This is a genomic window from Methylobacterium sp. PvP105, assembly GCF_017876975.1.
GTDB lineage: Bacteria > Pseudomonadota > Alphaproteobacteria > Rhizobiales > Beijerinckiaceae > Methylobacterium > Methylobacterium radiotolerans.
Window position 1 is genome coordinate 1,767,264 of the sequence record NZ_JAGIPA010000001.1, and the last position, 14,487, is coordinate 1,781,750.

General features: G+C 71.1%; 12 protein-coding genes. 8 read left to right on the forward strand and 4 right to left on the reverse strand.

Annotated elements, in window-relative coordinates; translation table 11 throughout:
- On the forward strand, nt 1-216 hold the full coding sequence (locus J3A75_RS08495; RefSeq protein ID WP_209649981.1) for a hypothetical protein: 216 nt from the start codon (nt 1-3) through the stop codon (nt 214-216).
- Between the two features lie 109 nt (nt 217-325).
- Complete coding sequence (gene pbpC / locus J3A75_RS08500; RefSeq protein WP_209649983.1) at nt 326-2,458, forward strand: penicillin-binding protein 1C; 2,133 nt, start codon at nt 326-328, stop codon at nt 2,456-2,458.
- Between the two features lie 22 nt (nt 2,459-2,480).
- Here pbpC and J3A75_RS08505 read toward each other — a convergent pair whose 3' ends face one another.
- The 4 genes from J3A75_RS08505 to J3A75_RS08520 all read right to left on the reverse strand — a co-directional run bounded on the left by J3A75_RS08505 (nt 2,481) and on the right by J3A75_RS08520 (nt 5,895).
- Nucleotides 2,481-2,924 (reverse strand): hypothetical protein, encoded by a 444-nt coding sequence (locus tag J3A75_RS08505; protein ID WP_012317916.1) that lies wholly within the window; start codon nt 2,922-2,924, stop codon nt 2,481-2,483.
- Nucleotides 2,921-3,754: an ArsA-related P-loop ATPase gene (locus tag J3A75_RS08510; protein WP_012317917.1), complete on the reverse strand. Its 834-nt coding sequence runs from the start codon at nt 3,752-3,754 to the stop codon at nt 2,921-2,923. Before J3A75_RS08510 ends, J3A75_RS08505 begins: the two co-directional genes overlap by 4 nt.
- Nucleotides 3,755-4,441: 687 nt before the next feature.
- Complete coding sequence (locus J3A75_RS08515) at nt 4,442-5,155, reverse strand: MarC family protein (protein ID WP_012317918.1); 714 nt, start codon at nt 5,153-5,155, stop codon at nt 4,442-4,444.
- A 5-nt stretch (nt 5,156-5,160) separates the two neighbouring features.
- Nucleotides 5,161-5,895: a class I SAM-dependent methyltransferase gene (locus J3A75_RS08520; RefSeq protein WP_012317919.1), complete on the reverse strand. Its 735-nt coding sequence runs from the start codon at nt 5,893-5,895 to the stop codon at nt 5,161-5,163.
- Nucleotides 5,896-6,055: 160 nt separating this feature from the next.
- Between J3A75_RS08520 and gloB the strand changes: the two genes are divergently transcribed.
- The 6 genes from gloB to J3A75_RS08550 all read left to right on the forward strand — a co-directional run bounded on the left by gloB (nt 6,056) and on the right by J3A75_RS08550 (nt 14,477).
- Nucleotides 6,056-6,832 (forward strand): hydroxyacylglutathione hydrolase, encoded by a 777-nt coding sequence (gene gloB / locus J3A75_RS08525; protein WP_024830893.1) that lies wholly within the window; start codon nt 6,056-6,058, stop codon nt 6,830-6,832.
- Between the two features lie 348 nt (nt 6,833-7,180).
- The gene (locus J3A75_RS08530; RefSeq protein ID WP_012317921.1) at nt 7,181-7,756 is read left to right on the forward strand and encodes a TetR family transcriptional regulator; all 576 of its coding nucleotides are present in this window, start codon (nt 7,181-7,183) and stop codon (nt 7,754-7,756) included.
- Nucleotides 7,757-8,158: 402 nt separating this feature from the next.
- The gene (gene mdh, locus J3A75_RS08535; RefSeq protein WP_043073226.1) at nt 8,159-9,121 is read left to right on the forward strand and encodes a malate dehydrogenase; all 963 of its coding nucleotides are present in this window, start codon (nt 8,159-8,161) and stop codon (nt 9,119-9,121) included.
- 112 nt (nt 9,122-9,233) lie between these two features.
- On the forward strand, nt 9,234-10,430 hold the full coding sequence (gene sucC, locus J3A75_RS08540) for an ADP-forming succinate--CoA ligase subunit beta (protein ID WP_012317923.1): 1,197 nt from the start codon (nt 9,234-9,236) through the stop codon (nt 10,428-10,430).
- 2 nt (nt 10,431-10,432) lie between these two features.
- Nucleotides 10,433-11,317: a succinate--CoA ligase subunit alpha gene (sucD, locus tag J3A75_RS08545; RefSeq protein WP_012317924.1), complete on the forward strand. Its 885-nt coding sequence runs from the start codon at nt 10,433-10,435 to the stop codon at nt 11,315-11,317.
- A 172-nt stretch (nt 11,318-11,489) separates the two neighbouring features.
- Nucleotides 11,490-14,477: a 2-oxoglutarate dehydrogenase E1 component gene (locus J3A75_RS08550; RefSeq protein ID WP_012317925.1), complete on the forward strand. Its 2,988-nt coding sequence runs from the start codon at nt 11,490-11,492 to the stop codon at nt 14,475-14,477.
- Nucleotides 14,478-14,487 lie beyond the last annotated feature (10 nt).

A 14,487-nucleotide genomic window follows, 5' to 3' on the forward strand; every position in this document is an offset into this window, starting at 1 on the left:
ATGCGGAAGAGCAGGCGAGTTCCGGCTTGGCTGGCGAGGCGGACCTACTTCAAGCGGATCGAGCGGTGGGCGAAGCCCGGCAAGGCGCACAAGGCGGCGCAGCCCCCTGAGACAGCGACCGCCCCGATGCCTTCGAACGTCGTGCCGTTCCCGGTCCGGGTGAATCGCCCGGATCGCCCCGCCTTCGAGGACCTGCGGGGCGTCGGGACGGCGTAGGGTCCGGCCGCAGCCGGGCCGGCGCCCGGGACGCCGATTGGTCCGGGGGCTTGTCGATCGCGCGGGAACACGGGATCCTGCGCTGTCGGAGCCGAGACCGGGAGGATGCGTGCCGCAGGACGGGTCGGATCCGCGCGCGCCGGCGCCTCCTCGGAAGCGGGCGAGGGGCCTGCGCGCGGCGCTGGGAGCGGCGGCGCTCGGGCTCGGCCTGCTGGGGGCCGGCGCGGTTGCGCTCTGGCGCTACGCCGAGGCGCTGCCGCCCCTCGACCTGGCCGGGGCCGAATCGCGCTCGACGGTGGTGCTGGACCGGTCCGGCACGCTGCTGCGCCCCTTCGCGACGGCGGACGGGCGCTGGCGCCTGCCGGTCACCGCGGAGGCGGTCGATCCGCGCTACCGGGCGATGCTGCTCGCCTACGAGGATCGCCGCTTCGCCGCGCATCCCGGCATCGATCCGGCCGCCGTGCTGCGCGCCGCCGGCCAGTGGCTGACCCGCGGCCGCATCGTGTCCGGCGCCTCCACCCTGTCGATGCAGGTGGCACGCCTCGTCGAGCCGCGGCGCGAGCGGTCGCTCGAGGCCAAGCTCCGCCAGATGGTGCGGGCGGTCACGCTGGAGCGGCGCCTCGGCAAGGCCGGGCTGCTCGATCTCTACCTGGCGCTGGCCCCCTATGGCGGCCCGCTCGAGGGCGTCCGGGCGGCGAGCGTCGCGTATTTCGGGCGCGAGCCGGTCCGGCTGACCGCCGCGCAGGCGGCCCTGCTCGTCGCACTGCCGCAATCGCCCGAGACCCGCCGTCCGGACCGGTTCCCCGAGCGCGCCCGCGCCGCCCGCGACCGGGTCCTCGCGGTGGCGGTCGCGCGGGGCATCCTCACGGCGGCGGAGGCCGACGCCGCCCGGGCCGAGCCGGTGCCGACGGCGCGCAGGCCGTTCCCGATGCTCGCGGCGCACGCCGCCGAGGAGGCGGTGGCGGCCGATCCCGGTGCCGCCACGATCCGCCTCGCGATCGACGGGCGCCTGCAGGAGCGGCTGGAGGTCCTGGCGGCCGAGCGCGCCGCCGCCGCCGGTCCGGACCTCTCGGCCGCGATCCTCGTCCTCGACAACCGCGACGGTCGGGTGCTCGCCCAGGTCGGCAGCGCCGGCTACCTGGATCCGGCGCGGCGCGGCGCCATCGACATGACCCTGGCGGTGCGCTCGCCCGGCTCCGCGCTGAAGCCCTTCGTCTACGCCATGGCCTTCGCGGACGGCCTCGCGCATCCCGAGACCCTGCTGGAGGATCGTCCGGCGCGCTTCTCGGCGAGCTACGCGCCGGAGAATTTCGACCTGACCTTCCAGGGTACAGTCACGGCCCGGCGGGCCCTGCAGCTCTCGCTCAACGTGCCCGCGGTCGAGCTGATGGATGCGGTGGGTCCCGCCCGCTTCATCGCCCGGCTGCGCGCCGCGGGTGCCGGGGTCCAGCTCCCGCGGGAGGCTGCCCCGGGGCTGCCGGTCGCGCTCGGCGGCCTCGGCATCACGGTCACCGACCTCGCGCGGCTCTACGCCGGACTCGCGCGCGGCGGCGCGGTTCCGGACCTGCTCCGCCGCGCCGACGGGGTCGCGGCCGAATCCCGGCACCGCGTCGCGGAGCCCGTCGCGGCCTGGTACGTCGCCGACATCCTGCGCGGCACGCCGCCGCCGGAGAACGCCCTGCCGAACCGCATCGCCTACAAGACCGGCACGTCCTACGGCTACCGCGACGCCTGGGCCGCCGGCTTCGACCGTCACGCGACGATCGTCGTCTGGGCCGGGCGCCCGGACGGGGCCGCGGTGCCGGGGCTCGTGGGCCGCACCGTCGCGGCGCCGATCCTGTTCGACGCCTTCGCGCGCCTCGGGACCGAGCCCGAGCCGGTCCCCCAGCCGCGGGACGCGCTGGTGGTCGGGACGGGGAGCCTGCCGCCGCCGCTGCGGCACCTGCGGCGCGAGGCGGCCGAGGCGGCGGGACCGGCGCTGCGGATCGCCTATCCGCCGGACGGGGCGCGGATCGATCTCGGCCTCGCGGCGGACCGGCACGGCGCCGCGGAGGGCGGCCCGGGCCTCGCCCTCAAGGCCCTGGGCGGCGTGCCGCCGCTCACGTGGCTGGTGGACGGTCAGCCGGTCGTCCAGACGCCGCGGCGCCGGGCCGAGTGGGCCCCGGGCGGCGCGGGCTTCGCGCGGATCTCGGTCCTCGACGCGACCGGCGCCAGCGACAGCGTGTCCGTCCGACTGGAGTGAGCCCACGGCGGGGTCCCTCGGCTCAGCGACCGATCCCGAGGCCGCGCTGGGCGCCGGCCGGGCCGCGCGACTCGCAGGATTCCAGCGCCGCGGCGAGGCGCGCCGCGCTGGCGGCGGACCCGTAAGACAGGTTGAGGACGGTGCCGAGGATCCCGACGCTCACGAGCACGCCGAGGGCTGCCGCGCCGAGCAGCACGGCGGTGACCAGCCGGTTGCGCCGCAGATCGGCCGTCAGCGCCTGGATGAGGTCCCGGTTGTGTTCGGCGAGACCGTTCCGCGCCGCCACCAGCTCGTTGTACATGTTCGTGATGGCGTTGGTGGACATGTACACCAGCAACAGGTGGACGACGAAGTCGTCGTCCGTCGTGGTGTTCAAGGCGGCCGCGATCCGCACCGCGAGCTGACGCTCCCAGGGCTGGAGATCGCGGCCGTGGACCGACCGGTAGAACCGCTCGAGGTTGGTCACGGCCGGAGGGCATCCCGCCACGCCGTGTGGAAGTTGCGCCGCAGGCGGCGGCCCTCGACCCGCAGGCGCATCGGCGCGCTGTTCGCCAAGGCCTGCCAGGTCATGTTCTGAACCCGCAGGGCCTCGATCAGCCGCTCGCCGATCCGCTCGATCTCGATGACGCGAAAGTTCGACTGCTTCCGCAGAGCTCGCACGAGGTCGGACGATTCGAGATAGTCGAAATTGGTCGCCTGGGCGGTGTTCTTCGCCAGGATCGCCCGGTCGCACTCGATAAGCATGGGCCGGAGCTCGCGCAGGACCTCCAGGGCTGTGGGATCCACCGCGCCGGCCGCGACCACCACGGCGAGGCGGACATTCGCCTCCCGGCAGCTCTCCACGATGATCTCGGTGCAGCGGCGGGTCGTCTCGGTGTCGCCGGCCGGGAAGTCGACCACGACGAAGCGCTCGGCCGCCTCGGTCACGCGCTCGATCAGGTCCTGGCACAGGGTCGGGTCGACGCGGCCCGTGCTGTCCTCGGCGCGCAGGCGCTGCCGGACGGCGGTGAGTCCGGGGCGGCGCGGAACGAAGTTGTCGCTGCCGGGGATGGTCTCCTGCATGAGCGCGGTGTGGAAGTGCCGGTTGGCCGGGTCGGTGTCGATCGCCAGCACCGGACCGACCTCCGCGCAGAGATCGGCCACCTGGAGGGCGATGGTCGTCTTGCCGACACCGCCCTTGCCGCCGAGGCAGAGCACGAGAACCTTCGCGGCGGCGCCCAGAAGATCGCGCTGGATGTCCTGGATCTCGTCCGGGCTGTACCAGGCCGGAACCTTGATCTGCGTCGTGTCGGTCATGCGGTGTCTCCTTGCTGATACGTGCCTGTTGGCCGCGGCGCGCGCGGCACCGGCCTGCGGGATCTCGAGGGCTCACGGGGCCGGGCCCGGACGCACGGTCCGCGGCGGCGGGCCGGAATCCTCGACGGCGCGATCGCGCACGGGGCTGCCGGGTCTTCTCAAGCGCGGAATCCGATCGGGCCCGGGCCGGCACGGGCAGGGCCGCGGTCGCGGGCCTGCCGATCGACCGCCGACGGCGTCGCGGCCGTTCGGCCGCCTCTCGGTCGGGGCCCGGGCGCGGACCGCCGACGATGGGGGCTCGCGATGACGTCCGTCGCCACGATCTGCACTCCGTTGCTGGATCTGCTTCGCCGGCGGATCGGCCGGAAGCTTTCCCCACTGCGGCCGAGTACCGGCAAGATGTTGCCCGGTCCCTTGCCGGACGCAAGCCCGATCAGATCAGATTTGATCCCGGCGGATGCTCTAAAATGAGATCCTTAACAAACTTATATATTTGTAAAACTCGATAATATTAGCCGATATTGGCCAGTATCTGCGATTTAATACGGAACATCGCGGACGTACCGGGCAATTCGAGCGATTCGCCTGGCCGGAAAACGGGAACGCGTGCCGCGCCGTGGTCCTCAGGCCCGATCTGCTCGACAGGCCGACGGTCGCGGTCGGCCGTCTCCGGCAGTCTTCCGGACGTCAGCGCGCCGCCGCGAGGGGGGCGAACACGTCGACGAGGCCGTTCACCAGGATCTGCGTGCCGACGCACAGGAGCAGGAAGGCGAAGAGGCGGCCCATCACCCGGGCGCGGGCCGGGCCGATGAACGCCACCACCCGGTCGGCGGAGGCGTAGAGGACCGCGACCGTGGCGGCGACCGCGAGGGCCGCCAGCGTGACGCCGATGTAGAAGCCGAACCGCTCCGCGTAGGCCGCCGGCCGGTTGGCCCCCAGGGTGATGGCGACCGCGATCGTCCCCGGCCCCGTGGTGAACGGGAGCGTCAGGGGGAAGAAGGCGATGTCGGCGAGGGGACCGGGCGCGGGATCGCCCGGCGGCTCCGCCGGAGCCGCGCCGCGGCCCGCCGAGCCCGAGGCCTCGGCCTGCTTGCGCGCCTCCCGTGCCTCGGGCCGGTTCAGCTGGGTCCAGGCCGACGACATCACCACGAGGCCGCCGGCGATGCGCAGCGCCCCCAGGGTGACGCCGAAGAAGTTCAGGATCGGCGTGCCCGCCCAGAGGGCGCCGAGCATCACCAGGGCGGCGTAGACGCCGATCCGGCGCGACAGCAGCACGCGCTCGGCGTGGCTGAAGGCGCCCGCCACCTGGGCGAAGATGAAGGCGCCCCCGATCGGGTTCACGATCGAGAACAGGGCCGACAGGGCCAGCAGGAATTGCTGGGTGGTGAAGTCGAGGCTCATCGGGGTCAACCCGGGGAGGGGGCCGGCACCAGCACCCGGGCCGGCGCGAGGCGGCGGGCGCGCCGCACCTGCTGCACGGCGACCGGCCGGTAGAGCTGCTTCGTCGCGTCGACCACGTGCAGGCCCGCGAAGGGCAGGGACAGGCCGGTGCCGAGCCACTCCCAGGCGGGTCCGGTGCGCAGCATCAGGCGCGAGCGGGCCGGCGGCATGTACAGGGTCTCGGCCCAGCTCACCGGCGAGAACAGCGTCTCGCGCATGAGCCGCCCGAGCTGCGAGCGGCTGTAGGGCTGCCCGTGGCCGAACGGCGTCGCCTCCCGGCGGGCCCAGACGCCCCGGCGGTTGGGCACCACGAGGATCATGCGGCCGCCCGGCGTGAGGGTCCGCCAGACCTCCTGCAGCAGCTCCGTCGGGCTCTCCACCGATTCGAGGGCGTGGACCAGGATGACCCGGTCGATGGCGGCCTCCGGCAGCGGCATCATGGTGGGATCGGCGAGCGCCGCGCAGGAGCGCCCGGTGCTCGGCCAGTTCACCACGCCCTGCGAGGCCGGCATGAAGGCGAGGGTGCGCTCGGCGATGCAGTGGACCGGCCCGAGATACGGCGTGGCGTAGCCGATCCCGAGGACGCGCAGCCCCGAGACCGAGCCGAGGAAGTCGTGGAGCGCGCGGCCGACCACGCGGTGCGTCGTGCGGCCCAGAGGGCTGGCGTAGAAGGCCCGCAAGCCGTTGACGTCGAGACGCATGAGGGAACAGGAGATCGCGGACGGAACGGTCGTCGTACTCAATGGTGAGCCGCGCGCGCCGCGGCAAGCGCCGGAGGAACCCGGCCGGACCATCACCTGTTCACGGCAACAGTTTTCGCGCCGCCCCGCGCCCGTTCGCGCTCCTGGGAGACTCCGTCCGATGGCCGCCGAGACCGAGATTCGCACCTTCCTCTGCCGCAGCGACAATATCGGCGTGCTGATCCGCGATCCGCAGACGGGCGCCTGCGCGGCGATCGACGTGCCGGAAGCCGGACCGGTCCTCCGGGCCCTGAACGAGACCGGCTGGCGGCTGACCGACATCCTCGTGACGCACCGGCACGGCGACCACGTCGAGGGCATCCCGGAGGTGAAGCGGGCGACCGGCGCCCGGGTGGTCGCCCCCGCCAAGGCCGGCGACGCGGTCCCACAGGTGGACGTGACCGTGCGGGAGGGCGACACGGTCACGGTCGGCCGCCTCGAGGCGCAGGTCTGGGAGACGCCCGGCCACTGCGCCGACCACGTGACCTACTGGTTCGCGCAGGCCGGCCTCGTCTGCGCCGGCGACACCCTGTTCACCCTGGGCTGCGGCCGGGTGATGGAGAGCCCGCCGGAGACGCTCTACCGCTCGCTGCGCCGCTTCGACGACCTGCCCGACGCGACGCAGGTCTTCAGCGGCCACGACTACGTACTCTCCAACGCCCGCTTCGCCCTGGCGGCCGATCCCGACAACCCGGACCTGAGGGCGCGCCTCGCCGAGGCCGAGCGCGCCCAGGCCGAGGGCCGCTTCCTCATCCCCTCGACCATGGGTGCGGAGCGGGCGACCAACCCGTTCCTGCGGAGCGGGCAGCCGGCCCTCGCGAAATCCGTCGACCTGCCGCCGCAGAGCGATCCCGAGGCCGTGTTCGTCGCCTTGCGGGCGTGGAAGAACCGCTTCTGACGCAGGTGATAACGAGAAAAATTTGTTGCCTTCTCAAGGCAAACTGACACATAGGGGTGTTTAAGCGGTCCTAATCCGCTCAGGTAACCGGGCTCCCGGGGGGAAGCCGTAACGTCAACGCGAAGCGCCGGGACGCTTCAGCCGGTATGATGGGGGTCCGTCTCGCCCTACCACCTGTCCACTTCCCGCCTTCCGCTTCCTTTCCTCAAGCCAGAGTCCGACGGGTCCAAGGAGGAGGCGCTCAGCGCCAAGGCCAAGATTACCGTCGCCGACGCCGAATCCGGCACACTCCGCGAGACGGGTGAGGCGGTCAGTCCTGCCCGCCCGCGGGCGCCGGTCGCGGCCGACGTGCGGCTGCTCGGGATTGCCACCGAGCATCTCTCGCGGCTCGGTCCCAAGCGCGTGACGGTCGTGGCCGTCGCCGCCGAGGCCGGCATGACGCACGCGAACGTCTACCGCTACTTCCCGTCGAAGGACGCGCTCCTCGACGCGGTGGCGGGCCGCTGGCTCCGCGAGGTCGAGGCCCGGCTCGCCGGCATCGCCGACGCGCCCGACCCCGCCGACGACAAGATCGAGCGGCTCCTGACCGCCCTGGCGACGGTCCAGCGGGACGCCCTGTTCGACGAGCCGAACCTGTTCGCGGTCCATCTCGACGCCACCGTGTCGGCCCGCCCGATCGCCCGGCGGCACCGCGTGCGCCTGCGCAGCCTCGTCGAGCGCGTGGTCGAGGAGGGGATCACCTCCGGGATCTTCTCGGCCCGGGACCGGGAGCGGGCGATCGCCTACATCTTCGACGCGAGCTACCGCTTCACCCATCCCCTGGCGATCCAGCACGATGCCGAGGTGCCGCGCGACCTGATCGAGGCCCGGTTCGGCGCCGTCATCCACGCGATCCAGCGGGTTCTGCGCTCCGGCATCCTCTGATCCGCCGCTCCCAGAACAGGATATTCCGAAGGCCCGGACACCCCGTCCGGGCCTTCGTCGTTCGCGCGGCCCGACGCGCTTCTTCACGCCCGGCGCGAACCGAAATGACAGGTTTTCAGATCTGTCATCGCGCCTTTGGAGCGGCCGCGCGGCAGGGTGCACTGCACCTAAAACCTTCGCGACGTTGACGTTTCCGAAGGACCGTCGGGCTCCCCGGTGGCGCTCCGGCGTCCCGGACGGGTCGCTCGCGCGGCCCGCATCGGGTTGAAGCCACGGTGCTTTTCGGCCACACAGCCGCGCAGATTTCAGAGTGGCGAATCCGGCCTCGGACCCTGACGGACGAGCAGCCCCGGCCTCGCGCAACGCATCACCGAAGTCGAACGCAGCGGAGACACATCCGACATGGCTCGCAACAAGATCGCGCTCATCGGTGCCGGCCAGATCGGCGGCACCCTGGCCCTTCTGGCCGGCCTCAAGGATCTCGGGGACGTGGTGCTGTTCGACATCGTCGACGGCGTGCCGCAGGGCAAGGCCCTCGACATCGCCGAGGCCGCCCCGGTCGAGGGCTTCGACGCGCGGTACGCGGGTGCCAGCGACTACGCCGCCATCAAGGACGCCGACGTGGTGATCGTCACCGCCGGCGTGCCGCGCAAGCCCGGCATGAGCCGCGACGACCTGATCGGCATCAACCTCAAGGTGATGCAGGCCGTCGGCGAGGGCATCAAGACCCACGCGCCGAACGCCTTCGTGATCTGCATCACCAACCCGCTCGACGCCATGGTCTGGGCGCTGCAGAAGTTCTCCGGCGTCCCGACCAACAAGATCGTCGGCATGGCCGGCGTGCTGGATTCGGCGCGCTTCCGCCACTTCCTCGCCGAGGAGTTCAAGGTCTCGGTGGAGGACGTGACGGCCTTCGTGCTCGGCGGCCACGGCGACGACATGGTCCCGCTGACCCGCTACTCCACGGTCGCGGGCGTGCCGCTGACCGACCTCGTCAAGCTCGGCTGGACCACCCAGGAGAAGCTCGACGCCATGGTCGACCGCACCCGCAAGGGCGGCGGCGAGATCGTCAACCTGCTCAAGACCGGCTCGGCCTTCTACGCGCCCGCCGCCTCCGCCATCGCGATGGCCGAGAGCTACCTGCGCGACAAGAAGCGGGTCCTGCCCTGCGCGGCCTACCTCGACGGCCAGTACGGCGTGAAGGGCATGTTCATCGGCGTGCCGATCGTGATCGGCGCGAACGGCGTCGAGCGCGTGCTCGAGGTGACCTTCGACGACGCCGAGAAGGCCATGTTCGACAAGTCCGTCGCCTCGGTGACGGGCCTCATCGAGGCCTGCAAGGGCGTCGACAGCAACCTCGCCTGACCGGTAAGCGGATACCGGGCAGCGCGTAGCGTTCGGAGATTCGACTCTCGATCGCTCGATACCTCTACGCGCCGCCCGCTGCCACCTATTCGCTCCTCCCTACGAGGCTCCGATGAATATCCACGAATATCAGGCCAAGGCCGTGCTGAAGGAGTTCGGCCTGCCCGTCTCCCGCGGCGTGGCCATCTTCAACCCGTCGGAGGCCGAGGCCGCCGCCAAGGAGCTTGGCGGTCCCGTCTGGGTCGTGAAGAGCCAGATCCACGCGGGCGGCCGCGGCAAGGGCACCTTCAAGGGCGCGCCCGAGGGCGCCAAGGGCGGCGTGCGCGTCACCAAGTCGATCGACGAGGTCAAGCAGTTCGCCGGCGAGATGCTCGGCCAGACGCTGGTGACCATCCAGACCGGCCCGGCCGGCAAGCAGGTCAACCGCCTCTACATCGAGGAAGGCGCCCAGATCGCCGAGGAATTCTACCTCTCGATGCTGGTCGACCGCGCCACGGGCGGCGTCGCCTTCGTGGTCTCCACCGAGGGTGGCATGGACATCGAGGCGGTCGCCCACGACACGCCCGAGAAGATCCACACGATCGCGGTCGATCCGGCCACCGGCGTGATGCCCCACCACGGCCGCGCCGTCGCCAAGGCGCTCGGCCTGTCGGGCGCCCAGGCCAAGGAGGCCGCCGCGCTCACCGAGAAGCTCTACGCGGCCTTCGTGGCCAAGGACATGAGCCTCCTCGAGATCAACCCGCTGGTGCTGACCGCCGACGGGCACCTCAAGTGCCTCGACGCCAAGATGGCCTTCGACTCGAACGCCCTCTACCGGCACGCCGACATCGTCGCCCTGCGCGACGAGACCGAGGAGGACGCCAAGGAGATCGAGGCGTCGAAGTACGACCTCGCCTACATCGCGCTCGACGGCACGATCGGCTGCATGGTCAACGGCGCCGGCCTCGCCATGGCGACGCTCGACATCATCAAGCTCTACGGCGAGGAGCCGGCGAACTTCCTCGATGTCGGCGGCGGCGCCTCGGAGGAGAAGGTCACGGCGGCGTTCAAGATCATCACCGCCGACCCGAACGTGAAGGGGATCCTCGTCAACATCTTCGGCGGGATCATGAAGTGCGACGTGATCGCCAACGGCGTGATCGCGGCCGTGAAGGCGGTGGGCCTGCAGGTCCCGCTGGTGGTGCGCCTCGAGGGCACCAACGTCGAGCAGGGCAAGGCCATCATCCGCAACTCGGGCCTCAACGTGATCCCGGCGGACGACCTCGACGACGCCGCCCAGAAGATCGTCGCCGCCGTGAAGGGAGCCTGACCATGTCGGTGATGATCGACGCCAACACCAAGGTCATCTGCCAGGGCTTCACCGGCAAGAACGGGACCTTCCACTCCGAGCAGGCCATCGCGTACGGCACCAAGATGGTCGGTGGCACGAGCCCCGGTAAGGGCGGCTCCAGCCATCTCGGCCTGCCGGTGTTCGACACGGTCGCGGAGGCCCGCGAGGCCACGGGCGCCGAGGCCTCGGTGGTCTACGTGCCGCCGCCCGGCGCCGCCGACGCGATCTGCGAGGCGATCGCCGCCGAGGTGCCGCTGATCGTCTGCATCACGGAGGGCATCCCGGTGCTCGACATGGTGCGGGTGAAGCGGGCGCTCACCGGCTCGAAGTCGCGCCTCGTCGGGCCGAACTGCCCCGGCATCGTCACGGCCGGCGAGTCGAAGATCGGCATCATGCCGGCCAACATCTTCCGGCCGGGCTCCGTCGGCATCGTGTCCCGCTCGGGCACGCTGACCTACGAGGCGGTGTTCCAGACCTCCAATGCCGGCCTCGGCCAGACCACGGCGGTGGGCATCGGCGGCGACCCGGTGAAGGGCACCGAGTTCATCGACGTGCTGGAGCTGTTCCTCGCCGACCCGAAGACCGAGTCGATCGTGATGATCGGCGAGATCGGCGGCTCGGCCGAGGAGGAGGCCGCGCAGTTCCTGAAGGACGAGGCCAAGCGCGGGCGGAAGAAGCCGATGGTCGGCTTCATCGCCGGCCGAACGGCGCCTCCGGGCCGCCGCATGGGCCATGCCGGCGCGATCATCTCGGGCGGCAAGGGCGGCGCCGAGGACAAGATCGCCGCCATGGAGGCCGCGGGCATCCGCGTGTCGCCGTCGCCGGCCCGGCTGGGCTCGACGCTCGTCGAGGTCCTGAAGGGCTGAGGCAAGCGCGCCTGCGTTGCGGCCATCGCAGGGCCGCGACGCCCATATCGGGCGTGCAGACGATTTCAGCGGGGCGGTCACCCGCCCCGTTTCGGTTTGAGGGCGATCCGCCGCGCGGACGGGGAGCCCGGAGGGCAGGGGAGCCTGCCCGCGCGATCAGGATGGACGCACCATGGCACGCCAGGACGTGAACGAAGCGCTCCTCGAAACCTCGTTCCTCTACGGCGCCAACGCCGCCTACATCGAGGAATTGCAGGCGGCCTACGCCCGCAACCCGTCCTCGGTGGATCCGGAGTGGCAGGCCTTCTTCAAGGGGCTCGGCGAGGACGAGACCCTGGTCGAGAAGAACGCCGCCGGCGCCTCCTGGGAGCGGCCGAACTGGCCGGTGCCGCTCAACGGCGAGCTGGTCTCGGCGCTGGACGGCAACTGGGGCGCCCTGGAGAAGGCGATCGGCGACAAGATCGTCGCCCGCGAGGGCAAGGACGCCAAGCCCGGCAAGCCGCAGGACAGCGTCACGGCGACCACCGGCGTCTCGGTGGAGCAGGCGACGAAGGACTCGGTGCGGGCGATCATGCTGATCCGCTCCTACCGCATGCGCGGCCACCTGCACGCCAAGCTCGACCCGCTGGGTCTCGCGCCGCGCGGCGACCACGAGGAGCTGCACCCGCAGCATTACGGCTTCCAGGAGAGCGACTGGGACCGCCCGATCTTCCTCGACAACGTGCTCGGCCTCCAGTTCGGCACGATCCGCGAGATCGTCGACATCCTGGAGCGGACCTACTGCCAGACCCTCGGCGTCGAGTTCATGCACATCTCCGACCCCGCCGAGAAGGCGTGGATCCAGGAGCGCATCGAGGGCAAGGACAAGGAGATCTCCTTCACCCCCGAGGGCCGGCGCGCCATCCTCAACAAGCTGATCGAGGCCGAGGGCTTCGAGAAGTTCCTGGACCTCAAGTACACCGGGACCAAGCGCTTCGGCCTCGACGGCGGCGAGTCGATGATCCCGGCGCTGGAGCAGATCATCAAGCGCGGCGGCGCGCTGGGCGTCCGCGAGATCGTGCTGGGCATGGCCCATCGCGGCCGGCTCAACGTGCTCACCAACGTGATGGCCAAGCCGTTCCGGGCGGTGTTCCACGAGTTCAAGGGCGGCTCGGCCTCCCCGGCCGAGGTCGAGGGCTCGGGCGACGTGAAGTACCACCTGGGCGCGTCCTCGGACCGCGCCTTCGACGGCAACAACGTTCACCTGTCGCTGACCGCCAACCCGTCGCACCTCGAGATCGTCGACCCGGTCGTGCTCGGCAAGGTCCGCGCCAAGCAGGACCAGTGGGCCAAGCCCAACATCGAGCGCCGCACGGTGCTGCCGCTCCTGATCCACGGCGACGCGGCCTTCGCGGGCCAGGGCGTGGTCGCGGAGTGCTTCGGCCTGTCGGGCCTGAAGGGCCACCGCACCGGCGGATCGGTCCACTTCATCATCAACAACCAGATCGGCTTCACGACCGATCCGCGCTTCTCCCGCTCGTCGCCCTACCCGTCCGACGTCGCCAAGATGGTCGAGGCGCCGATCTTCCACTGCAACGGCGACGACCCCGAGGCCGTCACCTTCGCGGCGAAGGTCGCGGTCGAGTACCGCCAGAAGTTCGGCAAGCCGGTCGTGATCGACATGCTGTGCTACCGCCGCTTCGGCCACAACGAGGGCGACGAGCCGGCCTTCACCCAGCCGAAGATGTACCAGCGGATCCGCAAGCACCCGTCGGTGCTGGAGAATTACGGCCGCAAGCTGGTCGAGAACGGCTCCGTGACCCAGGAGGCGCTCGACGCCCGCAAGGCCGAGTTCCGCGGGATGCTCGACAGCGAGCTCGACGTCGCCAACAACTACAAGGCCAACAAGGCCGACTGGCTCGACGGCCGCTGGTCCGGCGTGAAGGCCGTGCACGAGGACGTGGACGATCCGCGCCGCGGCCGCACCGCCGTTCCGGCCGAGACCCTGCAGGAGATCGCCCGCAGGATTACCCAGGTGCCGCCGGGCTTCCACCTGCACCGCACGATCCAGCGCTTCATGGACAACCGCGCCAAGGCGGTGGAGACCGGGATCGGCGTCGACTGGGCGACCGCCGAGGCCCTGGCCTTCGGGGCAACGCTCCTCGACGGCAACCGGGTCCGGCTGTCCGGCCAGGACGTCGAGCGCGGCACCTTCTCGCAGCGCCACGCGGTGGTGATCGATCAGGAGAACGAGCAGCGCTACACGCCGCTCAACTCGATCCGCGAGGGGCAGGCCTCGATCGAGATCATCAACTCGATGCTCTCCGAGGAGGCGGTGCTCGGCTTCGAGTACGGCTACTCGCTCGCCGAGCCGAACGCCCTGGTCCTCTGGGAAGCCCAGTTCGGCGACTTCGCCAACGGCGCCCAGGTGGTGATCGATCAGTTCATCGCGTCCGGCGAGCGCAAGTGGCTGCGCATGTCCGGCCTCGTCCTGCTGCTGCCGCACGGCTACGAGGGGCAGGGGCCCGAGCACTCGTCCGCCCGGCTGGAGCGCTACCTCCAGGCCTGCGCCGAGGACAACATGCAGGTCGCCAACGTCACGACGCCGGCGAACTACTTCCACATCCTGCGCCGGCAGCTGAAGCGCGACTTCCGCAAGCCGCTGGTGCTGATGACGCCGAAGTCGCTGCTGCGCCACAAGCGCGCCGTCTCGAACCTCGACGCGCTCGCCGAGGGCTCGACCTTCCACCGCGTCCTGTGGGACGACGCCGAGGAGGAGGGGGCGCAGAACAAGCTCGTGCGCGACGACAAGATCCGCCGCGTCGTGCTCTGCTCCGGCAAGGTCTACTACGACCTCCTGGAGGAGCGGGAGAAGCGCGGCCTCAACGACATCTACCTGATGCGCGTCGAGCAGCTCTACCCGTTCCCGCTGAAGGCGCTGGCCAACGAGATGGGCCGCTTCCGCAACGCCGACGTGATCTGGTGCCAGGAGGAGCCCAAGAACATGGGCGCCTGGTCCTTCGTCGAGCCCTATCTCGAGTGGGTGCTCGGCCAGGCCGGCTCCGCGGTGAAGCGCGCCCGCTACGTCGGCCGTCCGGCTTCCGCCTCCACGGCGGTCGGCCAGATGTCGAAGCACCAGGCGCAGCTCCAGGCCTTCCTCAACGAGGCCCTGGCGGTCTGATCGTCCGGCC

What these genes read in the sequence shown, in the direction of transcription:
- J3A75_RS08495 (WP_209649981.1), top strand. Translation starts at nt 1, where the DNA reads ATGCGGAAGAGCAGGCGAGTTCCGGCTTGGCTGGCGAGGCGGACCTAC.
- J3A75_RS08510 (WP_012317917.1), bottom strand. Translation starts at nt 3,754, where the DNA reads ATGACCGACACGACGCAGATCAAGGTTCCGGCCTGGTACAGCCCGGAC.
- J3A75_RS08515 (WP_012317918.1), bottom strand. Translation starts at nt 5,155, where the DNA reads ATGAGCCTCGACTTCACCACCCAGCAATTCCTGCTGGCCCTGTCGGCC.
- J3A75_RS08520 (WP_012317919.1), bottom strand. Translation starts at nt 5,895, where the DNA reads ATGCGTCTCGACGTCAACGGCTTGCGGGCCTTCTACGCCAGCCCTCTG.
- gloB (WP_024830893.1), top strand. Translation starts at nt 6,056, where the DNA reads ATGGCCGCCGAGACCGAGATTCGCACCTTCCTCTGCCGCAGCGACAAT.
- mdh (WP_043073226.1), top strand. Translation starts at nt 8,159, where the DNA reads ATGGCTCGCAACAAGATCGCGCTCATCGGTGCCGGCCAGATCGGCGGC.
- sucC (WP_012317923.1), top strand. Translation starts at nt 9,234, where the DNA reads ATGAATATCCACGAATATCAGGCCAAGGCCGTGCTGAAGGAGTTCGGC.
- sucD (WP_012317924.1), top strand. Translation starts at nt 10,433, where the DNA reads ATGTCGGTGATGATCGACGCCAACACCAAGGTCATCTGCCAGGGCTTC.
- J3A75_RS08550 (WP_012317925.1), top strand. Translation starts at nt 11,490, where the DNA reads ATGGCACGCCAGGACGTGAACGAAGCGCTCCTCGAAACCTCGTTCCTC.